Here is a 24,560-nt window from a genome sequence, read left to right on the forward strand (position 1 = left end):
CTCATGAGCAGACAGCAAGAGAGCACGGTCCTGTTCGACGCGCTCGGCCCCAAGGGCCGCCGCAACTCGAACATCGCCTCCATCGTCTCCGCGGTCGTCATCCTCGGCGTGCTGGCCTTCGTCGTCAGCGTGCTCGCCGCGGAAGGCTTCTTCGAGCAGTCCCGGTGGGTGAACCCGCTCGACGCGCTCGTCGTGCAGACCACCTGGATCCCCTCGATCCTCGACACCCTCACCGCCTTCGCGCTCGGCTCGATCCTCGCGCTCATCCTCGGCGTGATCTTCGGCTTCGGGCGGATCTCGCGGTTCGGCCTGACCCGCTGGGCCTCAACGGTGTACGTGCAGTTCTTCCGGTCGTTGCCACTGGTGCTGCTCATCTGGATCTCGTTCACCATCGACGGGTACTTCGGGTTCACCACCGGCGAGCTCGGCTGGAGCAACGACGCTCGGCGCCTCACGTTCCTCGTCCTCGGCCTCGGCATCTACAACGGCGCGATCCTCGCCGAGATCCTCCGCGCCGGCGTCGCGGCGCTGCCGCCGGGCCAGGCCATGGCCGGGTACGCGGTCGGCCTGCGCCACGGGCAGGTCCAGCGGCTCATCGTGCTGCCGCAGGTCCTGCGGAACATGCTCCCGGCGGTGCTGGCGCAACTGGTGATCCTCCTCAAGGACACCTCGCTCGGCTACGTCATCACCTACCCCGAGCTGCTGCACTCGGCCAATATCATCGGCCGCGACTACAGCAACTCCTTCCTCCAGGCGCTCGTCATCGCCGCGTTCATCTACTTCGTGATGGCCTACGCCCTCTCGAAGCTGGTGGTCGTGGCCGAGCGGCGCCTGCGCAAGAAGACCGCCGCCCCGGCCGCGCGCGTCCAGCAGATCGAGCAGGCCGCCTTCATCGCCGAGTAGCACGTCACACATCACGCATCACGCACTACCGAGGGCCCCGTCGCATCCGCGGCGGGGCCCTCGCCGTCGCGCGCACCGCGCCCGCCGGCGCCACCGGGCGGGCACGGCCGCGTCACGCTCCGCCACGGGCGCACATGAGGCACAAGCGCATTCGGACCCTGATACCCTCCATTTGAAACCAGCAACCATTTTCAATTGGTGGGGGACCACGACAATGAAACTCGCCTTCGTCGGCAAGGGCGGCTCCGGCAAGACCACGATGGCCTCGCTGTTCGCACGCCGCGCAGCAGCCCTCGGACACCCGGTCATGGCCATCGACGCCGACATCAACCAGCACCTCGCCGCCGCACTCGGCCTCGACCCCGAAGCCGCCGCCATGGGCCCCGTCCTCGGCGAACACCTCCACGACATCAAGGACTACCTGCGCGGCACCAACCCGCTCATCCCCTCCGCCGACCTCATGCTCAAGACCACCCCGCCCGGACCCGGCTCCCGACTCCTCACCGTCAGCGAAGCCAACCCGGTCTTCGACCAGCTCTTCACCGAACACGAAGGCATCCGCTTCGCCGCCACCGGCGGCTTCGTCGACGACGACCTCGGCGTCTCCTGCTACCACTCCAAAGTCGGCGCCGTCGAACTCCTCCTCAACCACCTCGTCGACGGCACCGGCGAATTCGTCGTCGTCGACATGGTCGCCGGCGCCGAAGCCTTCGCCTCCGGCATGTTCACCCGCTTCGACCACACCTTCCTCGTGTGCGAACCGACCCTCCGCAGCGTCGGCGTCTACAAGCAGTACCTCGGCTACGCCGAAGACTACGACGTACGGATCTCCGTGATCGGCAACAAGATCGACGACGAAGACGACGTCGCGTTCCTCCGCGAGCACGTCGGCCACGCCCTCATCGGCTGGTGCACCCGCTCCAAATACGTCAAAGCCGCCGAACGCGGCAGCGTCGGCCCCGTCGACGCCCTCGAACCCGAGAACCTCGCCGTCGTCGACGCCGCCCGCGAACGGGCCGTCACCGACGGCAAAGACTGGGCCAAATTCACCCGCCAAGCCCACGACTTCCACCGCAAGGCCGCGCTGGCCTGGGGCAACGACCGCGCCGGCGTGGACCTCGCCGGCCAGATCGCGCCCGGATACGTCCTCGGGGAGCACCTGCTCCGCGCCCAGACGGTCTGACCGTTGGCCGCCCAGCGCCGTGCGGCCCCGACCGGACGCTCGCGCCTCGGACTGAACTATTCAGGACCTCTCTGCGTCGATTTCCCGACAGCGGAGGGTCACCGCGACCGAGCACAATGAACCGATTCGAACCGAGAGGAGAACGCATGTCCCTTGACGTCTCTGAAGACCTGCTCGCCAAGGCCCAGGCAGGGGAGGTGACCGACGCCGACTTCATCGACTGCATCAAGCAGTCGCTGCCGTTCGCGTGGGAGCTCATCGCGAAGGTCGTGAACGACCTCAAGAACGGCGTCGTCTCGTCGAGCGGCTCTGCGCAGTTCGCCGACAACACCACGCCGCCGCCGGACGAGCAGTCCCGCGGGCAACTGCTGCGGGTCCTCGCCTCGGACGCGATGCGCAACGCGCTGGAACGCCACTACGGCGTGAAGCTCGCCTTCGAGAACTGCCACCGGGTGGCGGCGTTCCCGCTGTCCGAGGTCGACTCGGACACCTACCGGAACTTCATCTCCCCGCGCGGGCAGCTGCTCAACCAGTCGCCGGAGCTGCGCGACTGCTGAGCCCGCGGCCCAGCGCCAACGTGAGACAGGTCGAACGGGCCGGCGGGACACTCGTCCCGCCGGCCCGTTCGGCGTCTATTGGGGACGCCTGGTGATGAGGAAGTCCCGCACGAGCTCCTCGCCCTGCTTCACCAAGGGCCGCAAGATCTTCAACCGCGATAGGGCGACGACGCGGGCGGCGAGCGGCGCGGTGCGCTTCGCCAGCTCGCGGGACTTCTCCTGGCCGGGGGAGGCGTCGTAGACCCAGTACAGGACCACCACCATCTGGTGGAGCCAGAGCATCTCCGGCAGGATGTCCGCCATGTCCTTGGGGACCTTCGTCTTCGAGCCCTCCAGGACCTCCCGGTAGAGCGCGATGTCCCGGTCGCGGCTCTCCGTCGAATCCGCGGAGAACGGGCTCAGCGGGCTCGACGGGTCGGCGGCGTTCCTGAAGAACTGGCCCGCGAACGCGTGGTAGGGCCCGGCGATGTCGAGCCAGGCGAGCAGCGCCGCCTCGATCCGCTCCGCGAGCGTCTCCTTGCCGTCGAGCAGGCGGGGGGTCAGCTCCGCGTGGCGGGTGGTTGCCTGCTCGTAGAAGCCCTGGATGAGGTGTTCCTTGGACTTGAAGTAGTAGTACGCGTTGCCTACGGACACACCGGCCTCGGCGGCGATCGCGCGCATCGTGGTCTTGTCGTAGCCGCGTTCGGCGAACATGTCGAGCGCGGTCTCGATGATGCGCTGCCGCGTCCGCTCGCCTTTGGAGAGGCGGGCGGACGCGTCGGAGGACTCGGCTTCGGTGCTCACGCAGGCGATCCTACTTGGGTCAGGCGCCGTGCGCCTGGGGCCGCTGCGGCGGCATCGGCGGTTCCAGGGCGGCGAGGGCGCGGGCGTCGACGTGGGCGCGCTTGCGGAAGCCGTTGAGCACGATCACGTTGAGGACGTGAAGGACGCCGAGCACGAGGAGCACGGCGCCGATCTTGACGGCGACGGTCTCGAAGACGCCTCGCGCGTCGGGGATGGCGTCGGCGGTGCGCAGCCACAGCGCCACGAACCCGAAGTTCAGCAGGTAGAAGCCGACCTGCAGCAGCTTGTTGACGGCGCGGGCGAGCTGCTCGTCGCCGGCGAAGACGTCCTTGATGAAGTGGTAGCCGTTCGCGCCCAGGGTGCGGGCGACCCAGACGGTGAGGGGGATGGCGACGAGGAGGTAGGCGATGTAGCCGATGACTGCCAGGTCCATGACCGGCTCCGTTCTCTGCGGGGTTCGGTACTTTGAGTTGAACACGTTCAACTTCTCTCTCGAACCTACCCCCTGTCTTGAACACGTTCAAGTTCGGAGCGGAAATATGGCGGACGACACGGCGACACCCCGCCTGTAGGCTTGCCGCGTGACTGTTGCGGTGCGAGTGATCCCCTGCCTGGACGTGGATGCCGGGCGAGTCGTCAAAGGCGTGAACTTCGAGAACCTGCGCGACGCGGGCGACCCCGTCGAGCTCGCCGCCGCCTACGACGCGGCTGGCGCCGACGAGCTGACGTTCCTCGACGTCAGCGCCTCCTCAGGGGACCGCGCGACCATGTACGACGTCGTCGCCCGCACCGCCGAGCAGGTCTTCATCCCCCTCACCGTCGGCGGTGGCGTCCGCACCCCCGACGACGTCGACCGGCTGCTGCGCGCCGGCGCCGACAAAGTCGGCATCAACACCGCCGCCATCGCCCGGCCCGAGGTCATCTCCGAGATCGCCGAACGCTTCGGCAACCAGGTGCTCGTGCTCTCGGCCGACGTCGCCTCCGGACGCGACACCGACTCAGGGTGGGAGGTCACCACCCACGGCGGCCAGAAGCGCTCCACCGGGCTCGACGCCGTCGAATGGTGCGCCCGCGCCGCCGAACTCGGCGCAGGCGAGATCCTCCTCAACTCGATCGACTCCGACGGCATGAAGCAGGGCTTCGACCTCAAACTCATCGCGGCCGTCCGCGCCGCCGTCGACATCCCGCTGATCGCCTCCGGCGGCGCGGGCAAAGCCGCCGACTTCCCTCCCGCGGTCGACGCCGGCGCCGACGCGGTCCTCGCGGCCTCGATCTTCCACTTCGGCGACGTCGCGATCGCCGAAGTGAAGCAGGAACTGAAGCGCGCGGGACACCCGGTCCGATAAGACGGCCGGTTTCGCGGACGGCGGAATGCGAGCGGAGAGTCTCCATAAAACGGACATCGATGGGCCCAATCGCTGCGAAGCTTGCGAGCCGTACATCGGCGCGGCGTCAACCCTGACCTAGGGGTACAACAGGTTGCCGACCAGCGCCGCACCGTGCGTGACCGTGCCGTTCGATGCCGCCGGGTCGAATCGCGGTTGGCGACTGTCGTCAGCGCGAGGCATGATTGCTAGCGGTTGCTTGCCGACCGGCTAGCCAGCGCACGCGACGGCTGGCGCCCGTACCCACCGACCGGAGACCCAATGACGCTGCCCACCGGCGCCGACACACCGTCGTCCCTCGACGACCAGCCCGTCGACGACCGCATCCTCCGCCAAGGACTGCGCAACATCGGCGACATGATCCGGCTCGAGCCCAAACCCTTCGCGATCGGCGCCGCCGGCGCCATGGCCAACACCGCCGTCACCCTCTTCCTCTCCTTCGTCGTCGGCTGGGTCGTCTCCGGCATCGCCGTACCCGCCTACGAGAACGGCGAAGTCGCGTTCGGCACCGTCATGGTCGGCGTCGCCGCACTGCTCGGCACCTCCATCGTCCGCTTCTCCACCATGTGCGCCCGCCGCATCGGCGCCGGCGTCATGATGTTCGGCGTCCAAGCCCACTGGCGCCGCCGCATCACCCGCCGCTACCTCGCCCTCCCCGTCTCCTGGCACCAGAAACACCCCACCGGCACCCTCCTCTCCAACGCCAACGCCGACGTCGAGGCCGCCACCCGACCCCTCGCCCCACTGCCCTTCGCCGTCGGCACCCTCTTCATGGTCGTCGTCGCCATGGGCGCGTTCTTCTGGATCGACTGGGCCATCGCCATGGTCGCCCTCGGCATGTTCCCCACCCTCTTCGCCCTCAACGCCCTCTTCGCCACCAAAATGGCCCCCCGCGCCAAACGCGCCCAAGAACTCCGCGCCGAAGTCTCCGCCGTCGGCCACGAATCCTTCGACGGCGCCCTCGTCGTCAAAGCCATGGGACGCGAAGCCGCCGAAACCGAACGCTTCAGCGCCTCCGCCGAAGCACTGCGCGACGCCATGATCGGCGTCGGCCGCCTCCGCGCCGCCTTCGAACCCGCCATCTCCGGACTCCCCGAAATCGGCGTCCTCGTCGCCCTCCTCGTCGGCCTCGCCCGCTTCGAAGCCGGAGCGATCGACCTCGGCCAACTCGTCACCGTCTCCTTCATGTTCTCCGTCCTCGCCTTCCCCGTCCGCGCCATCGGCTGGGTCCTCGGCGACCTCCCCGGCTCCGTCGTCGGCCGCCGCCGCGTCGACCACGTCCTCTCCGCCACCGGCGACATGACGTACGGCGACAACGAACTCCCCGAGACCACCACCCCCGCCCGACTCGAATTCGACGCCGTCGCCTACGCCTACCCCGACGGCCACGAAGCCCTCCACGAAGTCACCTTCACCGTCGAACCCGGCACCACCGTCGCCCTCGTCGGCGCCACCGGCTCCGGCAAATCCACCCTCGCCCACCTCGCCGCCCGCCTCATCGACCCCACCCGCGGCGCCGTCACCCTCGACCACCAAGACCTCCGCGACCTCACCCACGCCAGCCTCGCCCGCACCACCGCCCTCGTCCAGCAGATCCCCTTCGTCTTCGACGACACCATCCGCGCCAACCTCGCCCTCGACCGCGCCGGACTCACCGACGACCGCCTCTGGGACGCCCTCATCGCCGCCGGCGCCGAAAAATTCGTCGCCGCCCTCGCCAGCACCCCCGAAACCAGCGGCCTCGACACCGAAGTCGGCGAACGCGGCACCACCCTCTCCGGCGGCCAGCGCCAGCGCCTCACCCTCGCCCGCGCCCTCGCCGGCACCCCCAGGCTCCTCATCCTCGACGACGCCACCAGCGCCGTCGACCCGAAGATCGAATCCCAGATCCTCACCGGACTCAAACACTCCGCCGACCTCGCCAGCGTCCTCGTCGTCGCCTACCGCAGAGCCACCATCGCCCTCGCCGACGAAGTCGTCTTCCTCGAAGACGGCCGCATCACCGCCCGCGGTACCCACCAGGACCTGCTCCAGACCCACCAGCCCTACGCCGACCTCGTCACCGCCTACGAACGGGCCGAGGCCGAACGCGAATTCGAAGGCGAATTCAACGACGAGGAGGCCACGGCGTGAGCACACAGGACGACACCCAGACGCAGCCCGGCCCGTGGCAGACCGTCAAACGCGGCCTCCGGCTCTCGCCCGAACTACGCCGCGGCCTCGGCTTCACCGTGTTCCTCGCGGCCGTCACCTCGATCGGCCGCCTGGTCGTGCCGATCGGCGCGCAGCAGGTCCTCGACAAGGGCCTGCTCGGCGAAGGCGGACCCGACATCGGGTACGTCGTGCTCGTGGCCTCCCTCGGCGTCGCGGCCCTGCTCGTCACCACCGGCACGAACTACCTGATGAACCGCCGCCTGTTCGTCGTCTCGGAGCAGGCGCTGGCCTCGTTGCGGCGCAGGACGTTCCGGCACATCCACGACCTGTCGATGCTGCACCAGCAGTCGGAGCGGCGCGGCGCGCTGACCGCGCGCGTGACCACCGACATCGACCAGGTGAGCACGTTCCTGCAGCAGGGCGGCATGGTCCTGGTGACGGCGGCGGCGCAGATCGTCGTGGCGACCGTGGTCATGGCCGTCTACTCGTGGCAGCTGGCGATCGCGGTGTGGATCGTGTTCATCCCGGTGACCTGGCTGATCAAGTGGCTCCAGGGGCATCTGGCGGCGGCATACACGGACGTCCGCAAGAGCGTGTCCAAGATGCTCTCGGCCGTCGCCGAGTCGGTGGTCGGCGCGGGTACGGTGCGCGCGTACGGGGTCGGCTCGCGCACGAGCGAGCGGCTCGACGCCTCGATCGACGAGCACCGGCGCGACCAGACCCGCGCGATCAGCCGCTCGGCGTTCTCGTTCGGCGCGGGGGAGCTGGTCTACCTGGGCGTCAACGTGATCGTGGTCGTCCTCGGCGCGTTCCTGGTCGCGGACGGTTCGATGACCGTGGGCGAGCTGACGGCGTTCCTGTTCCTCGTCATACTCTTCACCCAGCCGGTGGTGATCGGCACCGAGACGCTCAACGAGGCCCAGAACGCGGTCTCCGGCTGGCGTCGCGTGCTCGACATCGTCGACACCGAACCCGACGTGGCCGACCCGGTCGGCGGCGTGGTCCTTCCCGAAGGGCCCCTCGGGGTCCGCTTCGAGGGCGTGCGGTTCGCCTATCCGGGCGGCGAGGAGGTCCTGCACGGCATCGACGTCGAGATCCGGGCCCATTCGAAGGTCGCGGTGGTCGGCGAGACCGGTTCGGGCAAGACCACGTTCGCGAAGCTGCTGACGCGCCTGATGGACCCGACCTCGGGGAGCGTGCGCATCGGCGGCGTCCCGCTCACCGAGGTCACGTTCGCGTCGCTGCGCGGGAGGGTGACGATGGTGCCGCAGGAGGGCTTCCTGTTCAACGGCACCCTCGCGCACAACGTCCGCTTCGCCCGGCCCGACCTGACGGACGCGGAGATCTACGTGGCCTTCGCCGAGCTCGGCCTCGACGACTGGCTGGAGACGCTCCCGGCGGGGCTCGACACCGAGTTGGGCGAGAGCGGCGCCAACCTGAGTGTGGGTGAGCGCCAACTGGTCTCGCTGGTGCGCGCGTACGTGACCGACCCGGACCTGCTGGTCCTCGACGAGGCGACGAGCGCCGTCGACCCGGCCACCGAGCTCCGGCTCTCCTCCGCGCTCGACGCGGTGACCCGCGGCCGCACCACAGTGATCATCGCGCACCGCTTGTCGACAGCCGAGACCTCTGATGAGGTGCTGGTCTTCGACGCCGGGAAGCTCGTGCAGCAGGGCCCGCACGCCGACCTCGCGGCCGAGGCGGGCTCGGTGTACGCGGGCCTGCACGGTTCCTGGGTCGAGCAGACCCGCTCGGATTGATCGGCGCTGCTCCTGTGTGGAGCTGACGCCGTTGTGTGGAGTTGTGGCGTGGGGGGGGGGGGGGGGGGGGGGGGCCCCCCCCCCGGGGGCCCCCGGGGGGGGGGCCCCCCCCCCACGCGCGGCCTCCGCGGAGGCGGAGGGGTGTGGCACCTGGCGGGGGCCGCGCGCGGCTGGATTGCCGCGCGCGGTCTCGGTATGGCGACGTTCGCGAATCCCCTTGTGCCGCCGCCATCCCGCCGGTGCCAGATGGCGTTTTTGCTATCTACTACAACATGCCGGGTAGTCAAGCGGCAACAGAAAGTTTCCGCCTGTGGATAACTTCGTGAGCTGCACTAATGTTGCCTGGTGGAGGGCATGTGGATAACTGTCAGGCGACCGTGAGCACGATCTTGCCGATCGTGCGGCCCGACTCCCCTGACCTGTGGGCCTCGGCGACCTCCTCCAGCGGGAAGGTCGCCGACACCGTGGGTGCCAGCTTTCCCTCCTCGACCAGTGCGCTGATCGCCTGGAGCGCAGCGAGATCGGGCTCGACGAGCATGAACCCGGCCGTGATGCGCTCCTGCTCTGCCTCCGGAAGCACCACGGGACCGGCGAGGGTGATCAGCGCGCCGCCGTCGCGCAGTACCTTCGCCGAGCGCGTCTGGTAGTCCTCGCTGCTGATCGCGTCGAGCACGACATCGATGCCGCTCACCGCCTCGGCGAAGTCGACTGCGGTGTAGTCGATGACCTCGTCGGCGCCGCTGCCGCGGAGGTACTCGTGCTTCTCGGCGCTGGCGGTTGCGATCACATACGCGCCCTTGGCCTTCGCGATCTGAACGGCGAGGTGCCCGACCCCGCCGGCCGCGGCGTGGACCAGGATCTTCTGGCCCGGTTCGAGCTTCGCGATGTCGACCAGCGCCTGGTAGGCGGTGAGTGCGGCGAGCGGCAGCGCCGCTGCCTCCACATGGGAGAGACCGGCGGGTTTGGGTGCGAAGTGCCGCGCGGGGGCGGTCACGAACTCCGAGTAGGCATCGGCGAACTGCGGGAACCGGGGCATGCCGTACACCTCGTCGCCGACCTTGTAGAGGCGCACGCCGAAGCCGACCGCTTCGACCGTTCCGGAGACGTCCCACCCGAGGCGGAACGGCGGCTTGCGTCCCTGGAGGCCGCCGTTGGCCCGGGTTTTCCAGTCGACTGGGTTGATGCCGGCGGCGTGGACCTTGACAAGGACCTCGCCGGGTCCGGGCTGGGGCTTGTCGATCTCGACGAGTTCGAGCACTTCGGGTCCGCCGAGGTGCTGCTGCGTCACGGTTCGCATGGTGGTCATGGTGGCATTCCTTCCAATCGGCCGCGCGCCGATGGTTTCCAGTTGCGCGGCAACGCGGTCCAGTCTCCGGGGGCGGCGGCCCACCGCCCAGAGGCCCGCGGGCCGCGATGTGAAAGGATCGGGCCATGTCCGCAACCGGCCCTGACGAACCGCACCGCGTGGCGGTCCTCGCGCTCGAGAGCGTGATGGCCTTCGAACTCGGCATTCCCGACCGGATCTTCGGGGCGGCGGTCCGCGACGACCTCTCGCCCTGCTACGAGGTGCGCGTCTGCTCCATGGACGGCGGCCCGGTCCGCTCTGCGAGCGGCTTCACCGTCGCCGTGGACCACGGGCCCGAGGCGCTCGCGTGGGCCGACACGGTGGTGGTGGCGACCATCCAGCCGGACGGGCCGGTCTGCGACGTTGAGGAGCTTCCCGACGGGCTGGAGGAGCTGTTCGCCGGCATCCGGCCCGAGGCGCGGATCGTCTCGTTCTGCAGTGCGGCCTTCGTGCTCGCGCACCTGGGCCTGCTCGACGGGAAGTCGGCCACGACCCACTGGGTCCTCACCGACCGGCTCCGGGCCCGGTATCCGAAGATCAAAGTGGACCCCGACGTGCTGTTCGTCGACGAGGGCCGCATCCTCACCTCGGCCGGAGCCGGTGCGGCCGTGGACCTCTGCCTGCACCTGGTGCGCCGCGACCACGGCAGCCAGGTCGCGAACGCGGTGGCGCGCCGCTGCGTCGTGCCGCCGTGGCGCGAGGGCGGGCAGGCGCAGTTCATCGAGCGGCCCGTCCCCGAGACGTCCGGCATCGGCACCGCCGAGGCCCGCGAGTGGGCGCTCCAGCACCTCGACCGGCCCCTGTCGATCGACGAGCTGGCACGGCGGGCCCGGATGAGCCGCCGCTCCTTCACCCGCCGCTTCCGGGAGGAGACCGGGCAGAGCCCGACCCAGTGGCTCACCGTGCAGCGCGTGGAACTCGCCCGCCAGCTGCTGGAGTCGAGCGGGCTCACCGTGGACCAGATCGCGCGGCGCGCCGGGCTCGGCACCGGCGTCTCGCTGCGCCAGCATCTGCGCGCCCTCCTGGGCGTCTCGCCCTCGGCCTACCGCCGCACGTTCCGGGAGCGCGCGGCCGAAGCGGCGGCTCCGGCCGCGTCAGCGTGACTCAGGGGATGAGCAGGAGCTTCCCGGTGGTCTTGCGGGCTTCGAGGGCCTGGTGGGCTTCAGGGGCCTCCTCGAGGCGGAAGGTCTCGCCGACGCGCACGAGGAGGTCGTCGTCCTCGATCATCTGGAAGACCTCGCCCGCGCGCCACAGGTACTCCTCGCGGGTGGCGGTGAAGTCGTGCAGGGTCGGGCGGGTGAGGACGAGCGAGCCGCCCTTGTGGAGCGCCTGCGGGTCGACGGGCGGCACGGGGCCGCTCGACTGGCCGAACAGGGCCATCACGCCGCGGCGGCGCAGCGCCCCGAGGCCTTCGCTGAACGTGGTCTTGCCGACGCCGTCGTAGACGGCCGCCACGCCCTCGCCGCCGGTGAGCTCGCGGGCCTTCGCACCGAATCCTTCGTAGCGCATGACGTGGTCGGCGCCGTTCTGCCGCGCCAGTTCCGCCTTCGCGTCGGTGGAGACCGTGCCGATGACCTTGCCGCCCTTGGACTTGACCATCTGGGTGAGCAGCAGCCCCATGCCGCCGGCGGCGGCGTGGACGATCACGGTGTCGCCCTCCCGCACCGGGTAGACGGTGTTGCACAGGTAGTGGGCGGTGAGGCCCTGGAGCATCACCGCGGCGGCGGTCTCGACCGCGACCTTCTCGGGGACGGGCACGAATTCGTCGGCGTCGCCCACGACGAGGTCCGCATAGGACCCGGGGACGCTCTTCCAGGCGACCTCGTCGCCGACCGCGAAGCCGGTGACGCCGGCGCCGATCGCCGCGACGTACCCGCCGCCCTCGAGGCCCGGGGTGAACGGCAGCGGCAGCCCGTAGGCGCCGGTGCGGTGGTAGACGTCGATGAAGTTCACGCCCGCGGCCGCGACCTTGACGGCGATCTGGCCCGGGCGCGGGCCCGGGTCCTCGCCCTCGAGCACCCGCATCACGCCAGGCCCGCCGGTCTGCTCGACCACGATCGCCTTCATGAGGATTCCTTCCGCCGCAGGGTCACCCCATAAAATAGCAGCGGCCCGCGCGGGCCTCACTCCTCTGTGCCGGACCGTTTGCCGCCCACGCCGAAACGCAGACGGCTGCGGCCCCACCGGTTCGGGGCGGCCGTCCGGGACTCGACCTCCTCGCCCACGAGCTTGCGGATCGCGTCGCGGAAGCCCTTGTGCCGCAACTGATGCCGCAGCGGATGCGCGGCCGGGTCGCGCGTGAGCTCCTTCATGAGCGAGACGCACAGCAGGAGCATGACGATGACGAACGGCAGCGCCACGACGATCGTCGCGTTCTTCAAGCCCTGCAGGCCGCCCGAGAGCAGCAGGACCGCCGCGACGGCGCCGATCGTCGCGCCCCAGAACACCACGAGCGGCTTCTTCGGCGCCAGCGAGCCGTGGCTCGACAGCGACCCGAGCACGAGCGAGGCCGAGTCGGCGCCGGTCACGAAGTAGATCGCCACGAGCACCATCGACAGGCCCGAGAGCAGGCTGTACAGCGGCAGCGATTCGAGCAGCGCGAACAGCGAGTACTCCTCGCCCATGGCGACGGCGCCGCTGAAGTCCTCGCCGTGGTTCTGCTGCCACAGCGCCGTCCCGCCCAGGATCGCGAACCACAGTGTCGAAGCGGCCGAAGGGATGAGGAGCACCCCGACGATGAACTGGCGGATGGTGCGCCCGCGCGAGATGCGGGCGATGAAGGTGCCCACGAACGGCGCCCACGACAGCCACCACGCCCAGTAGAAGATCGTCCACGTCCCCATCCAGTCGGCGCCGCCGAACGCGCCCGTCGCACTGGAGATCCCCACCAGGTCGGTGAGGTACCCGCCGATGGCGCTCGGCCACGCGTCGAGGATGAACAAGGTGGGGCCCGCGAAGAACACGAACACGATGAGGAGCAGCGCCAGGACCACGTTCGTCGTCGACAGCCACTTGACGCCCCGGTGCACGCCCGAGAACGCCGAGGCCACGAACGCGGCCGTCAACGCGACGATGACGATCAGCTCCAGCCGGGTGGGCTCGGGCACGCCCACCACGATGTCGAGCCCGACCGCGACCTGCAGCGCCCCCAGGCCCAGGCTCGCGGCCGTGCCGAAGACCGTGGCGAACACCGCCAGCAGGTCGATCGCCTTGCCGGTGAGCGGACCCCACCGTCTCCCGGCGGTCAACGGCGCGAACGCGTCGCTCAGGTTGTTGCCGCGCTGTTTGCGGAACGTCGAATAGCCCAGGGCCAGGCCCGCGACCGCGTAGATCGCCCACGGGTGCAGTCCCCAGTGGAAGAACGAGTACACGAGCGCGCCCTCGGTCAGCTCGTCGCCGAAGAACGGGGAGGCCGGGTCGAGCTCGAGCGGCGGGGGCGCGTCGAAGTAGTGCGCGAGCGGTTCGGCGACGCCGTAGAACATCAGGCCGATGCCCATGCCCGCGGCGAACATCATCGAGATCCACGGCAGCGTCCCGAACTCGGGCTCCTCGCCGGCGTTCGCGGCGAGCTTGATGTTGCCGTAGCGGCTCACGGCGATGTAGACCGCGAGGACCACGAAGATGTTCCCGGCGATGATGAACAGCCAAGCGAAGTTCACGATCACCCAGTTCAGCGCCGCCGTGGAACCGGTCTCGAACCGCTCGGGGAACACCGCGCCGAAGCCGATCACGGCGAGGATGACGACCGCGCTGATCCAGAACACCGGCCGGTCCACCGGGTGCGTCGCCTGCCGCTCCTCCGCCTCGACCGGCGGCACGGGCGCCGTCGGGACTTCCCCGGGTTCGGTGGGCGGCGTCGCGGTCGTGGCCATCGGGCGGACTCCTTCATCGGCGAAAGTGGCGCTTCAGTCACCATAAGTGACGAAACGCAACGCCTCGGCCGGTTCGGGGACGCCGCGCCGCGCTCAGGCCCGCCGGTACACCAGCAGCGCGACCTCTCCGATCGCCCGCGTCTCCACCAGCTTCAACGGCCGCCGCGGCGACTGCGGGAACACCGCCGGATACAGGAACTTCGCCCCTCCCGCATTGCCGAGCAGGAACGGCGCGATCGCCACATGCATCTCGTCCACCAGATCCGCCGACAGGAACGCGGTGTGCACGATCCCCCCGCCCTCGACGAGCACTCGGGCGACACCGCGCCCGGCCAGGTCCTCCAGAACCCCGTGCGGCGGCACGCCGCCCCCGCCGACGGCCACCACCTCGGGGCGCTGCGCGCCTTCCGGCCACGACCCCGGCCCGAACTCTTCCGCTTCGGGTCCGAGCGGAAACGTCCGCGCCCCGGCCGCGCTCGTGTAGACGACCACGGGCGCCGCCGAGGCGCCGTCGAAGAGCCGCGAGCCGGGGTCGAGCCGCCCCGACGGGGAGATCACGACCCGCAGCGGCGACGCCGGCTTCCCGGCCGCCACCCGCGCCGCGCGGCGCTCCGCCGACCGCACCAGCAGCCGCGGATCGTCCGCGCGCACCGTCCCCGCCCCGACCGCGATCGCGTCCACGTCCGCGCGCACCGCGTCCACCCGGTCGAAGTCCGCCGCGTTCGACAGCGTCAACCGCTCCGGCGAGGCGTCGTCGAGGAAGCCGTCGAGACTCATCGCGGCCGAAACGATCACATAAGGGCGCTCCATGCCCCTGAGAATCCCACGATGCACTCCCGACCGGGCCCGGGTGGCGGTCACCGGCAGGGAGCGATCACAATCGGTAGACGTGGAAGCAGGACAGACCAGCGACGACGTGATCGCGAACCTCAAGTTCAACGCGGACGGGCTCGTCCCCGCCGTCGCGCAGCAGCACGACACGGGCGAGGTCCTCATGCTCGCGTGGATGGACGCCGAGGCGCTGCGGCGCACCGTCGCCACCCGCAAGGCCACCTACTGGTCGCGCAGCCGCGCCGAATACTGGGTCAAGGGCGAGACCTCCGGCCACCACCAGGCGGTCGTCTCGGTCGCGGTCGACTGCGACGGCGACACCGTCCTGCTCCAGGTGGACCAGACCGGCCCCGCCTGCCACACCGGCACCCGCACCTGCTTCACCGGAAGGGAGATCGCATGAGCGAAGCGACCAGCGAGCACCGCACCGCCGAGACAAGCGCCGCCGAAACGAGCGCTGACGAGCGCCGCGCCGCCGAACGCACCCGCGTCCTCCTCGCGGGCGTCCTCGCGGCGGCGTTCGCCGCGCTCGCCGCCTCCCGCGACTGGACCGCCGCCACCGACACCGGCCACGCCGGGATCACCGCCACCACCGCCCAGGCCGGCACCGACCTCGCCTCCTGGGCCCTGCCGTGCGCGCTCGCCGGCGGCGCCGCGTTCCTCGCGATGCTCGCCACCGGCAACCGCGCCCGCCGCGTCCTCGGCGTCGTCGCCGCCCTCGCCGGGCTCGCGACCGCCCTCGCCGGCGCCCTCCACCTCGACGCGGGCCCCTGGCCGATCGCCATGGGCGCCGCCGCGCTCGTCCTCGCCCTCGCGGGCGCCGCCACCACCGCCCGCGCCGGCGGCTGGCCCGACGCGAGCGCCCGCTACGAAGCGGCACCCGACGGCAACACCGCCATAGCAGAGGACCCGGTGTCGCTGTGGAACGCCCTCGACTCCGGCGAGGACCCCTCGTCGCCTAATATCACGGCATCGGCGCAGGAGAAGGGACGATCTTAGGTGAACGTGCTGGAGCAGATCATCACCGAAGTCCGCGCCGATCTCGAACGGCGCCAGACCCAGACCCCCATCGAGCAGATCCGCGAGCGCGCCGAGGCCGCCCGCCCCGCCCTCGACGGGTACGCCGCGCTCTCCGGCGGCGGCGTCAGCGTCATCGCCGAGGTCAAGCGCGCCTCCCCCTCCAAGGGCGCCCTCGCCGACATCCCCGACCCGGCCGTGCTCGCCGCCGAATACGCCGCGGGCGGCGCGTCCGTCATCTCGGTCCTCACCGAGCAGCACTACTTCAAAGGCAGCCTCGACGACCTCGACGCCGTCCGCGCCAAGGTCCAGATCCCGGTGCTCCGCAAGGACTTCGTGGTCTCCCCCTACCAGGTGCTCGAAGCCCGCGCCCACGGCGCCGACCTCGTGCTCCTCATCGTCGCCGCCCTCGACCAGGACACCCTCGTGTCCCTCCACGAGCGCATCGAGGGCCTCGGCATGACCGCCCTCGTCGAAGTCCACACCGAGTACGAGGCCGACCGGGCCCTGCGCGCCGGGGCGAAAGTCATTGGCGTCAACGCCCGCGACCTGACTACGCTCGACGTCGACCGCTCGGTGTTCGAGCGCATCGCCCCCGGCCTGCCCCGCGGCGTCGTCAAAGTCGCGGAATCCGGCGTCAGGGGCACCCGCGACCTCATCCGCTACGCCAGCGCCGGAGCCGACGCCGTGCTCGTCGGCGAGGGCGTCGTCAAGACGAAGAGCCCGCGCGACGCCGTCGCCGAGCTGGTCACCGCCGGGTCCCACCCGGCCACGCCGCGCCCGATCTAGCGGTCGCGGACGAAACCACACGCCCGGCGCGCCGGGCGGCGAGTTGCGAAGGGGAGCGAAGCCCGTGCCCAATCCAGATGCCAGCGGCCACTGGGGCGAATTCGGGGGCCGCTTCGTCCCCGAGGCGCTCATCGCGGCCCTCGACGAGCTCGAGGCCGCCCATACCGCCGCGCTGGCCGACCCGGCGTTCACGGCCGAGCTCGAGCAGCTCGGGCGGGAGTACGGGAACCTGCCGTCGCCGCTGTACTTCGCCGAGCGGCTCTCCGAGGAGGCCGGGGTCGAGGTGTGGCTCAAGCGGGAGGACCTCAACCACACGGGCGCGCACAAGATCCGGAACGTGCTCGGGCAGGCGCTGCTGACCAAGCGGATGGGCAAGCGGCGCATCATCGCCGAGACCGGCGCGGGTCAGCACGGTGTCGCTTCGGCGACGGCGGCCGCGTACTTCGGCCTCGAGTGCACGGTGTACATGGGCGAGGAGGACACGAGGCGCCAGGCGCTCAACGTCGCCCGGATGCGGCTGCTGGGGGCCGAGGTCGTGCCGGTCACGACCGGGTCGCGGACGTTGAAGGACGCGATGAACGAGGCCCTGCGCGAGTGGGTCGCTTCGGTGGACCACACGCATTACCTGATCGGATCGGTCGGCGGTCCCGCGCCGTTCCCGCAGCTGGTGCGCGACTACTGCCGGGGTATCGGCGACGAGGCGCGCGCCCAGTTCCTGGAGCGCACGGGCGCTTTGCCGGATGTGGTGGCGGCGTGCGTGGGCGGCGGTTCGAACGCGATGGGGATCTTCACGGCGTTCCTGGAGGACGAGTCGGTCAAGCTGTTCGGGTTCGAGGCGGGGGGCGACGGGTACGACACCGGCCGCCATGCCGCGACGATCACGGCGGGGCAGATCGGGGTGCTGCACGGGGCGCGGACGTTCGTGCTGCAGGACGAGGACGGGCAGACGATCGAGTCGCATTCGATCTCGGCCGGGCTCGACTACCCGGGTGTGGGTCCCGAGCACGCGCACCTGGCGGCGACCGGCCGGGCCGTGTACGAGCCGGTGGACGACGCGGAGGCCATGGCGGCCTTGGAGAAGCTCGCCCGCACTGAGGGCATCATCTGCGCGATCGAGTCCGCGCACGGGCTGGCGGGGGCGCTGCGCCTCGCGAAGGGCCTGAAGGCCGGCTCGCGCGTCCTGGTGAACCTGTCGGGGCGCGGTGACAAGGACATGGGCAACGTCGTCGAGTACTTCGGCTTCGCGGGCGCCCCTGAGAAGAGCGGGGAGTAGTCGTGCACGCTGCTGACGCTTTCGCGAAGACCAAGGCCGAGGGCCGGGCGGCGCTGGTGGGCTACCTGCCGGCGGGCTATCCGACGCTGGCCGATTCGATCAAGGCCGTGGACATCATGATCGACCACGGGGCCGACATGATCGAGCTGGGCCTGCCGTATTCGGACCCGGTGATGGACGGTCCGGCGATCCAGAAGGCCGCGGACCAGGCGCTCGCGGGCGGGTTCCGGACGCGGCAGGTGTTCGAGGTGACCGAGGCGGTCGCGGGCCGCGTCCCGATCCTGGTCATGACGTACTGGAACCTGGTGGAGCGGTACGGGGTCGACCGGTTCGCGCGTGATTTCGCGGCGGCGGGCGGGGCGGGGCTGATCACGCCCGACCTGATCCCGGACGAGGCGGGGGAGTGGATCGAGGCTTCGGACGCGTACGGTCTGGACCGGGTGTTCCTGGTCGCGCCGTCGTCCACTGAGGAGCGGATCGTTTCGACGGTGGCCGCGTGCCGCGGGTTCGTGTACGCGCAGTCGGTCATGGGCGTCACCGGCGCCCGCGCCGCCACTTCGGCGGTCGCTCCGGCGCTGGTGGAGCGCACCCGCAGGCACACCGACCTGCCGATCGGCGTGGGGCTGGGGGTCCGCTCCGGCGACCAGGCCGCGGAGATCGGCGCGTACGGGGACGCGGTGATCGTCGGTTCGGCGATCGTCAACTGCTACCTGGACGCGCCGGACATCCCGACGGGCCACCAGCGGCTCGCGGAGCTGACGGCCGACCTCGCCGAGGGCGTGCGCCGCTAGAGCAGTCGGAGGGCCCCGCGGGAGTGCTCCCGCGGGGCTCTTCGCCGTCCGCGCGCGGGTGGCGCGGCGGGCCGGGTGCGGGACCGGCTCGGGGCCGTGCCATGTGCCGCTCGCGCAACCGATAGGTTTACTCGTCGTGGACCTCGCATACATTCCGAGCCCGTCGGAGTCCGTCTGGCACCTCGGCCCTATCCCGATCCGCGCCTACGCCCTCTGCCTCATCGCAGGGATCGTCGTCGCCTGCTGGATCGCCGAGGCGCGCCTGCGCTCCCGCGGCGCCCCCAAGTGGGCGGTGCTCGACCTCGCCGTGTGGGCGGTGCCCTTCGGCATCGTCGGCGCCCGTCTCTACCATGTCTTCACCAGCCCGGACGCCTATTTCGGGCCGGACGGCGACCCGTGGAAGGCCCTCGCCGTCTGGGAGGGCGGCCTCGGCATCCCCGGCGCGATCCTCCTCGGCGCCGTGGGCATGTGGCTCGGCTGCCGCCAGCTGGGCCTGCCGTTCGCGATGGTCGCCGACGCGTGCATTCCCGGCATCCCGGTCGCGCAGGCCGTGGGCCGCCTCGGCAACTGGTTCAACCAGGAGCTGTACGGCAAGCCGCTCGACGCGTGGTGGGCCGTCTCGATCGACCTCGAACACCGGGTGGCCGGCTACCTCGAGTACGCCACGTTCCACCCGACGTTCCTCTACGAGGCGCTGTGGAACCTCGGCGTCGCGGCCGTGCTCCTGCTCGCCGACCGCCGGTGGAAGTTCGGGGCCGGGCGCGCCGTCGCGCTCTACGCGGCCCTCTACTGGACCGGCCGCTTCTGGATCGAGGGCCTGCGGATCGACCCGGCCGAGGGCTGGGCCGGGCTGCGCCTGAACCAGTGGGTGAGCATCGTCGTCGTGGTCCTCGCCGTGGTCTACCTGCTCGCCGTGCGCGGCAAGCGCCAGGTGTTCGTCCTCGACGGCGGCGAGCGCGTCGCCGTCGCGTGGGACTCCGAGGAGGCGGAGGCCGCCGGGTACGTCGACGGGGCTCTCCCCAAGGGCGATGAGCCGGGCGACATCGAGTCCGCCGCTGACGAAGCCGACGCTGAACCCGACGCCGAGCCCGATCGGCCCGAGGACGACGTCATCGCCGACGAGCCGATCGCCGAGGAACCCCCGGCCGACGCGGGCAAACCCCGCGACGACAGCTGACCCCTCCCCGGGCAGGTGCAGATGCAGAACCGAAGAGCCGTAGTCGTCGGCGCCGGCGTCGCCGGGCTCGCCAGCGCGATCGTGCTGTCCAAACTGGGCTGGCGGGTGGCGCTGCTGGAGCGGCGCGAGCGCCTCAAGGGCGAGAACCTGGGCATGGTCCTGTGGGCGTCGGGTGTGCGCGCGCTGCGCGCGCTCGGGGTCGACGCGCTGCTCGACGCCTCGGGGACCCCGGTGGACCGCTTCGAGATCCGCAACGAGGACCGGTTGTCGAGCTCGTTCGCGGCGGCGATGCTCGGGGCCGACGACGGCACGCCTTCGGTGATGGTGCACACCGCGATGCTGTACGAGGCGCTGGTGTCGCGGCTGGGCGACAATGTGCAGGTGCATCCGGCGACGCAGGTCGACCGGATCGACATGGTGGATCTGGCGGCGGGGGACGCTTCGCGCCGCTGGGACGCGGAGCTGGTGGTCGCCGCTGACGGCATCGATTCGCCGACGCGTGCGCTCATCGCCCCCGGTTCGCCCACTGTGGACGCGGGGGTGGTGTGCTTCCGCGGGCTCATCCCCGCCCACCGGGCGCCTGAGCGGACGACGGACGCGGTCGAGATCTACGGGCCCGACCGGCGCCGGTTCGGGTACGGGGACCTCGGGAACGCCGGGGCGTGCTGGTGGGCGACGGTGCCGGGCGGGATGCGGCCGGAGTCGCCGCAGATCCAGCATGAGCTCATCAACCGGTGGTTCGCGGACTGGCCTGCGCCGGTGGGGAAGTTCATCGCGGCGACGCGCCCTTCGGAGCTGACGCAGCAGCCGGTCCGGTACGTGTGGCCGGTCCCGCCGGTGCTGCACCAGCCGGTGGGCAACGGCGGCCTGGTGCTGCTGGGCGATGCCGCGCACGGGGTCGCGCCGATCCTCGCGCAGGGCGCGAGCCTGGCCCTGGAGGATGCGGTGACGCTCGGGTGGGCGCTGCGGCGCAGCCCCGAGTCGGTGCCCGCCGCGCTCGGCTCCTACGACCGGGCGCGCCTGGCGCGGATCAAGCGGGTCGCGCGGCTGTCGCGGCGCGTCCACACGATCGCTTCGGGCGGCCGCGGCGTGACCAAGAGCCTGCTGCGGGCGGTGCCGGATTCGTGGGTGCAGAACCAGGCCGCGTCGCTTTCGGACTGGCAGCCGCCGCGCTGAGCGAAACGTGAGCGGAGGGTCCCGGCAGAACGGACATCGATGGGCCCCCGATGCCAACCCTGACACGGGGGTATGACATCGGAGCGCCGATCGGGGCACTGGCGACGGGCTGAGGCCCCGAGTAGGCTTCCAGGCCATGCAGATCCGTGACGCCCGCCCCGAGGACTGGCCCGCCGTGTGGGCGTTCGCCGCGCCGATCGTCGCCTCCGGTGAGCACTTCGTGTGGGAGCCGGACACGACCGAGGATCGCCTGCGCGCGTACTGGATCGAGAAGACGGCCCCTGCGAGCGCCTTGGTCGCGGTGCTCGAGGACGGCGAGGAGCGCGAGGGCGGCTCGGGCGGCCGCGTCGTCGGGATCGCCGAGATCCACCCCAACCAGCCCGGCCGCGGCGCGCACATCGCCAACGCCGGATTCATGGTCGACCCCTCCGTGCGCGGCAAGGGCATCGGCCGGGCCCTCGGCGACGCCGCGCTCGCCCGCGCCAAGGCCGACGGGTTCACCGCCATGCAGTTCAACGCCGTCGTGGCCACCAACACGCGCGCCGTCGACCTCTGGCACTCGCTCGGCTTCCGGACCCTCGCGGTCCTCCCCGAGACCTTCCGCCACCCGGTCGAGGGCCTGGTCGGCATGCACCTCATGTTCCGTGAACTGTGACGCGCGCAGCACTTGTGTAGCATCGCAATGGCTATGAACGAACTGCGCGAGTCCATCCTCTCCGTAGGCGTGGCCGACCCCGAGACTGCCGTCAGCGTCCACGCCCTCCTCGGCTCCGACCCCGCCCTCCTGGCGCTGGCCGGCGACCTGCCCCAGCACCGCCGCGAGGTCGACACCTGGGTCAAGTCCGCGTTCCTGCGGCCCGAGGGCCCCTTCCTCGAGACCGCGGCGGGCGCCGTCGCCGGCGTCCTCGGCGAAGCGCCCGACAAGGCGGTCGACGACGTCCTCGCCGCCGTCACCACCCGCCCCCGCACCCCCTACGACCTGCGCGCCGCCACCGGCCTGTCCGAAGCCGACCTCGACGTGCTGCTCCCGCGCCTCGAAGCCGCGGGCCTCATCCGCGCCGAGGCCAACCCCCTAGAACCCGACGCGCCGTTCTGGACCATGGAGCACCGCCTCGCCCGCTTCCACTACGCGATGCTCGCCCAGCACCTCGCGCGCTGGCGGCGCGGCTACATCACCGACAAACTGTGGCGGATGACCCACGCCCGCTACGACCGGTACGTGTGCCGGCCCGAGTTCCACCGGCTCGCCCGCGAATGGGCGCTGAACGACCCGGCCGCCGCGCAGACCACCCGCCTCACCGTCCCCGACCCGCGCTTCCGGCAGCTGCGCACCATCGAGCTCGCCGCGTGGAGCGAGACCGGCGAGCCGATCGCGCTCGGCACCATCCGCTGGAAGTTCCAGATGGTCGAACGCCAGCTCAAACGCCTCCGCTACGTCAGGCGGCTGCTCGGGGACCCCAAGACGCGCCTCTACTGCATCGCTCCCCGCGTCGAGGCCGCCATCACGGCCGACCCCGACCCGGACCTGTTCGTGATCGGTCCCGCACAGCTGCTGCGGCGCGGCGCGAACGAGCCCGCGAACGCCCCGGAAACCGCCTCCAAAGGTGACTTACACCCCATTTCCCGGCTGGTGGGCGCGTCAACGCGGCAGGTAGGCTGAGGCTTCTTTCCCCGTATCCGAAACCTTGAGGAGTGACGATGGCGGCAAGCGTGGACGCGGTAGTGGCTGGAGCCGGCGGCTTCATCGGCGGGCACCTGGTGGCGAGCCTCCTCGCCGAAGGCAAGACCGTTCGCGCCGTCGACGTCAAGCCCCTCGACGAGTGGTACCAGGTCCACGGCGACACCGAGAACCTCCAGCGCGACCTCGCCGACCTCGACGCGTGCCGCGAGGCCGTCGGCGACGGCGCGGGCGAGGTCTACAACCTCGCCTGCAACATGGGCGGCATGGGCTTCATCGAGAACAACAAGGCCCTGTGCATGCTCTCGGTGCTCCCCTCCACGCACATGCTGATGGCCGCCAAGGACGCCGAGGTCGGCCGCTTCTTCTACTCCTCCTCCGCGTGCGTGTACGCGGGCTACAAGCAGACCGAGGCGAACATCGCCCCGCTGAAGGAAGAGGACGCCTACCCCGCCGACGCCGAAGACGGCTACGGCTGGGAGAAGCTGTTCTCCGAGCGCATGGCGCGCCACTTCCGCGAGGACTTCGGCCTCGAGACCCGCATCGCCCGCTACCACAACATCTACGGCCCCGAAGGCACGTGGGACGGCGGCCGCGAGAAGGCCCCCGCCGCGACCTGCCGCAAGATCGCCCTCGCCGCCCTCAAGGGCGAGAAGACCGTCGAGATCTGGGGCGACGGCGAGCAGACCCGCTCCTTCACCTACATCGACGACTGCGTCCACGGCACCAAGATGTTCACCCGCGGCGACGTCACCGAGCCGCTCAACCTCGGCTCCTCCGAGCTGACCACCATCAACAACCTGTACTACCTGGTCGCCGACATCGCCGGGATCGAGATCGAGCTCAAGCACATCGAAGGCCCCCTGGGCGTGCGCGGCCGCAACTCGGACAACACGCTCATCCAGAAGTACTACGGCTGGGAGCCGTCCATCAGCCTCCGCGAGGGCATGACGAAGACCTACGAGTGGGTCTACGACCAGGTCAAGGCTAAGTACAGCCTGTAATGACCGACCCCAAGCTGCGCCGCGTCGACGTCCTCGGCGTCGGCGTCTCCACCGTCAACCAGGAGATGGCGCTCGCCGAGGTGACCCGCTGGGTCGACGCCGGTGAACGCCACTACGTGTGCGTCACCGGCGTGCACGGCGTCATGGAGTCCCAGCGGGACCCCGAGCTCCTCGCCATCCACAACGCCTCCGGGCTCACCACGCCCGACGGCATGCCGATGGTGTGGGCCGGGCGCAAGGCCGGCGCCGACTGGATGGACCGGGTCTACGGGCCCGACCTGATGCTCAACGTGCTCGCGCGCGCCGCCGAGCGCGGCTGGACCTCGTTCCTCTACGGCGGCAAGGACGGCGTGCCCGAACTGCTCGCGGAGAAGCTCGCCGAGCGCATCCCGGGCGTCAAGTTCGCCGGCATGTACTCGCCGCCGTTCCGTCCCCTCACCGAGGAGGAGGACGAAGCGATCGTCAAGCGCATCAACGACTCCGGCGCGCAGCTGGTGTGGGTGGGCCTCTCGACGCCGAAGCAGGAGCGCTGGATGGCCGCCCACCGCGACCGCCTGGGCGCCCCCGCGATGTTCGGCGTCGGCGCCGCGTTCGACTTCCACGCCGGGCTCGTCCCGCAGGCCCCGCCGTGGATGCAGCGCAACGGCCTCGAATGGTTCTACCGGCTCACGAAGGAGCCCAAGCGGCTCTGGCGCCGGTACTTCCGGAACAACCCGGCCTACCTGCGGGCCATCCGCAAACGGCCCCCGTTCCTGCGCGACTAGCACGACCATCCCGCCGCGGAGCCCGGGCGAGGGAGCGACGCGATGAGCAGTGCACCGATCGACATGCGCGAACGCGAGGAACTGTGCGACCTGCTGGCCGAACTCGGCCCTGACGCGC

24 protein-coding genes are annotated in these 24,560 nt (G+C 70.8%); 18 read left to right on the forward strand and 6 right to left on the reverse strand.

Annotation, left to right across the window (positions count from 1 at the left end; translation table 11 throughout):
* Positions 1-3 precede the first annotated feature (3 nt).
* The 3 genes from O1R50_RS00885 (at position 4) to O1R50_RS00895 (ending at position 2,643) form a co-directional block, all read left to right on the forward strand.
* Positions 4-903, forward strand: a complete 900-nt coding sequence (locus tag O1R50_RS00885) for an amino acid ABC transporter permease (RefSeq protein WP_270107939.1) — start codon at positions 4-6, stop codon at positions 901-903.
* 214 nt (positions 904-1,117) lie between these two features.
* Positions 1,118-2,086, forward strand: coding sequence for an ATP-binding protein (locus O1R50_RS00890; RefSeq protein WP_270107940.1), 969 nt, complete (start codon positions 1,118-1,120; stop codon positions 2,084-2,086).
* Positions 2,087-2,232: 146 nt separating this feature from the next.
* Entirely contained in the window at positions 2,233-2,643 is a 411-nt protein-coding gene (locus O1R50_RS00895) for an SCO5389 family protein (protein WP_270107941.1), read from the forward strand.
* A 75-nt stretch (positions 2,644-2,718) separates the two neighbouring features.
* On the opposite strand, the gene O1R50_RS00900 is transcribed toward O1R50_RS00895, so the two are convergent.
* Together O1R50_RS00900 and O1R50_RS00905 are read right to left on the reverse strand one after the other, a co-directional pair.
* Entirely contained in the window at positions 2,719-3,426 is a 708-nt protein-coding gene (locus O1R50_RS00900; protein ID WP_270107942.1) for a TetR/AcrR family transcriptional regulator, read from the reverse strand.
* A 19-nt stretch (positions 3,427-3,445) separates the two neighbouring features.
* Positions 3,446-3,859 (reverse strand): hypothetical protein, encoded by a 414-nt coding sequence (locus O1R50_RS00905; RefSeq protein ID WP_270107943.1) that lies wholly within the window; start codon positions 3,857-3,859, stop codon positions 3,446-3,448.
* A gap of 148 nt (positions 3,860-4,007) precedes the next feature.
* Between O1R50_RS00905 and hisF the strand changes: the two genes are divergently transcribed.
* From hisF to O1R50_RS00920, 3 genes are all read left to right on the forward strand, one after another.
* Positions 4,008-4,772 carry an imidazole glycerol phosphate synthase subunit HisF gene (hisF, locus tag O1R50_RS00910; protein WP_270107944.1) on the forward strand — a complete coding sequence of 255 codons (765 nt, stop codon included), beginning with the start codon at positions 4,008-4,010 and terminating at the stop codon, positions 4,770-4,772.
* 363 nt (positions 4,773-5,135) lie between these two features.
* Positions 5,136-6,944 carry an ABC transporter ATP-binding protein gene (locus O1R50_RS00915; protein WP_408612567.1) on the forward strand — a complete coding sequence of 603 codons (1,809 nt, stop codon included), beginning with the start codon at positions 5,136-5,138 and terminating at the stop codon, positions 6,942-6,944.
* On the forward strand, positions 6,941-8,725 hold the full coding sequence (locus tag O1R50_RS00920; protein ID WP_270107946.1) for an ABC transporter ATP-binding protein: 1,785 nt from the start codon (positions 6,941-6,943) through the stop codon (positions 8,723-8,725). The genes O1R50_RS00915 and O1R50_RS00920 overlap by 4 nt, the downstream gene beginning before the upstream one ends.
* Before the next feature lie 367 nt (positions 8,726-9,092).
* Here the strand turns inward: O1R50_RS00920 and O1R50_RS00925 are convergent, their stop codons facing one another.
* Positions 9,093-10,022 (reverse strand): NADP-dependent oxidoreductase, encoded by a 930-nt coding sequence (locus O1R50_RS00925; RefSeq protein WP_408612568.1) that lies wholly within the window; start codon positions 10,020-10,022, stop codon positions 9,093-9,095.
* Positions 10,023-10,156: 134 nt separating this feature from the next.
* Between O1R50_RS00925 and O1R50_RS00930 the strand changes: the two genes are divergently transcribed.
* Positions 10,157-11,173 (forward strand): GlxA family transcriptional regulator, encoded by a 1,017-nt coding sequence (locus O1R50_RS00930; RefSeq protein ID WP_270107948.1) that lies wholly within the window; start codon positions 10,157-10,159, stop codon positions 11,171-11,173.
* 1 nt (position 11,174) lies between these two features.
* Here the strand turns inward: O1R50_RS00930 and O1R50_RS00935 are convergent, their stop codons facing one another.
* The 3 genes from O1R50_RS00935 to O1R50_RS00945 form a co-directional block, all read right to left on the reverse strand.
* Positions 11,175-12,137, reverse strand: a complete 963-nt coding sequence (locus O1R50_RS00935) for a quinone oxidoreductase family protein (RefSeq protein ID WP_270107949.1) — start codon at positions 12,135-12,137, stop codon at positions 11,175-11,177.
* Between the two features lie 56 nt (positions 12,138-12,193).
* Positions 12,194-13,942, reverse strand: a complete 1,749-nt coding sequence (locus O1R50_RS00940) for a BCCT family transporter (RefSeq protein ID WP_270107950.1) — start codon at positions 13,940-13,942, stop codon at positions 12,194-12,196.
* Positions 13,943-14,035: 93 nt separating this feature from the next.
* Positions 14,036-14,752: a RibD family protein gene (locus O1R50_RS00945; RefSeq protein ID WP_270107951.1), complete on the reverse strand. Its 717-nt coding sequence runs from the start codon at positions 14,750-14,752 to the stop codon at positions 14,036-14,038.
* A 79-nt stretch (positions 14,753-14,831) separates the two neighbouring features.
* On the opposite strand from O1R50_RS00945, the gene hisI reads away from it, so the two are divergent.
* The 11 genes from hisI (at position 14,832) to O1R50_RS01000 (ending at position 24,442) form a co-directional block, all read left to right on the forward strand.
* A complete protein-coding gene (gene hisI, locus O1R50_RS00950) occupies positions 14,832-15,176 on the forward strand; it encodes a phosphoribosyl-AMP cyclohydrolase (RefSeq protein ID WP_270107952.1) in 345 nt (114 codons plus the stop codon).
* On the forward strand, positions 15,173-15,772 hold the full coding sequence (locus O1R50_RS00955) for a Trp biosynthesis-associated membrane protein (RefSeq protein ID WP_270107953.1): 600 nt from the start codon (positions 15,173-15,175) through the stop codon (positions 15,770-15,772). The genes hisI and O1R50_RS00955 overlap by 4 nt, the downstream gene beginning before the upstream one ends.
* 6 nt (positions 15,773-15,778) lie before the next feature.
* Complete coding sequence (trpC, locus tag O1R50_RS00960; protein WP_408612569.1) at positions 15,779-16,579, forward strand: indole-3-glycerol phosphate synthase TrpC; 801 nt, start codon at positions 15,779-15,781, stop codon at positions 16,577-16,579.
* A gap of 64 nt (positions 16,580-16,643) precedes the next feature.
* Positions 16,644-17,852: a tryptophan synthase subunit beta gene (gene trpB / locus O1R50_RS00965; RefSeq protein ID WP_270107955.1), complete on the forward strand. Its 1,209-nt coding sequence runs from the start codon at positions 16,644-16,646 to the stop codon at positions 17,850-17,852.
* 2 nt (positions 17,853-17,854) lie between these two features.
* On the forward strand, positions 17,855-18,643 hold the full coding sequence (trpA, locus tag O1R50_RS00970; protein WP_270107956.1) for a tryptophan synthase subunit alpha: 789 nt from the start codon (positions 17,855-17,857) through the stop codon (positions 18,641-18,643).
* 136 nt (positions 18,644-18,779) lie between these two features.
* Positions 18,780-19,820 carry a prolipoprotein diacylglyceryl transferase gene (gene lgt, locus O1R50_RS00975; protein WP_270107957.1) on the forward strand — a complete coding sequence of 347 codons (1,041 nt, stop codon included), beginning with the start codon at positions 18,780-18,782 and terminating at the stop codon, positions 19,818-19,820.
* Positions 19,821-19,841: 21 nt separating this feature from the next.
* Entirely contained in the window at positions 19,842-20,996 is a 1,155-nt protein-coding gene (locus O1R50_RS00980) for an FAD-dependent oxidoreductase (RefSeq protein WP_270107958.1), read from the forward strand.
* 136 nt (positions 20,997-21,132) lie between these two features.
* A complete protein-coding gene (locus O1R50_RS00985; protein ID WP_270107959.1) occupies positions 21,133-21,651 on the forward strand; it encodes a GNAT family N-acetyltransferase in 519 nt (172 codons plus the stop codon).
* A gap of 33 nt (positions 21,652-21,684) precedes the next feature.
* Positions 21,685-22,656, forward strand: a complete 972-nt coding sequence (locus tag O1R50_RS00990; RefSeq protein ID WP_270107961.1) for a hypothetical protein — start codon at positions 21,685-21,687, stop codon at positions 22,654-22,656.
* A 38-nt stretch (positions 22,657-22,694) separates the two neighbouring features.
* On the forward strand, positions 22,695-23,678 hold the full coding sequence (locus O1R50_RS00995) for an NAD-dependent epimerase/dehydratase family protein (protein ID WP_270107962.1): 984 nt from the start codon (positions 22,695-22,697) through the stop codon (positions 23,676-23,678).
* Positions 23,678-24,442: a WecB/TagA/CpsF family glycosyltransferase gene (locus O1R50_RS01000; RefSeq protein WP_270107963.1), complete on the forward strand. Its 765-nt coding sequence runs from the start codon at positions 23,678-23,680 to the stop codon at positions 24,440-24,442. The genes O1R50_RS00995 and O1R50_RS01000 overlap by 1 nt, the downstream gene beginning before the upstream one ends.
* Positions 24,443-24,560: the final 118 nt, after the last annotated feature.

Origin of the sequence: Glycomyces luteolus, assembly GCF_027622875.1 — a bacterium.
In the GTDB taxonomy this organism is placed as follows: Bacteria; Actinomycetota; Actinomycetes; order Mycobacteriales; family Micromonosporaceae; genus Glycomyces; species Glycomyces luteolus.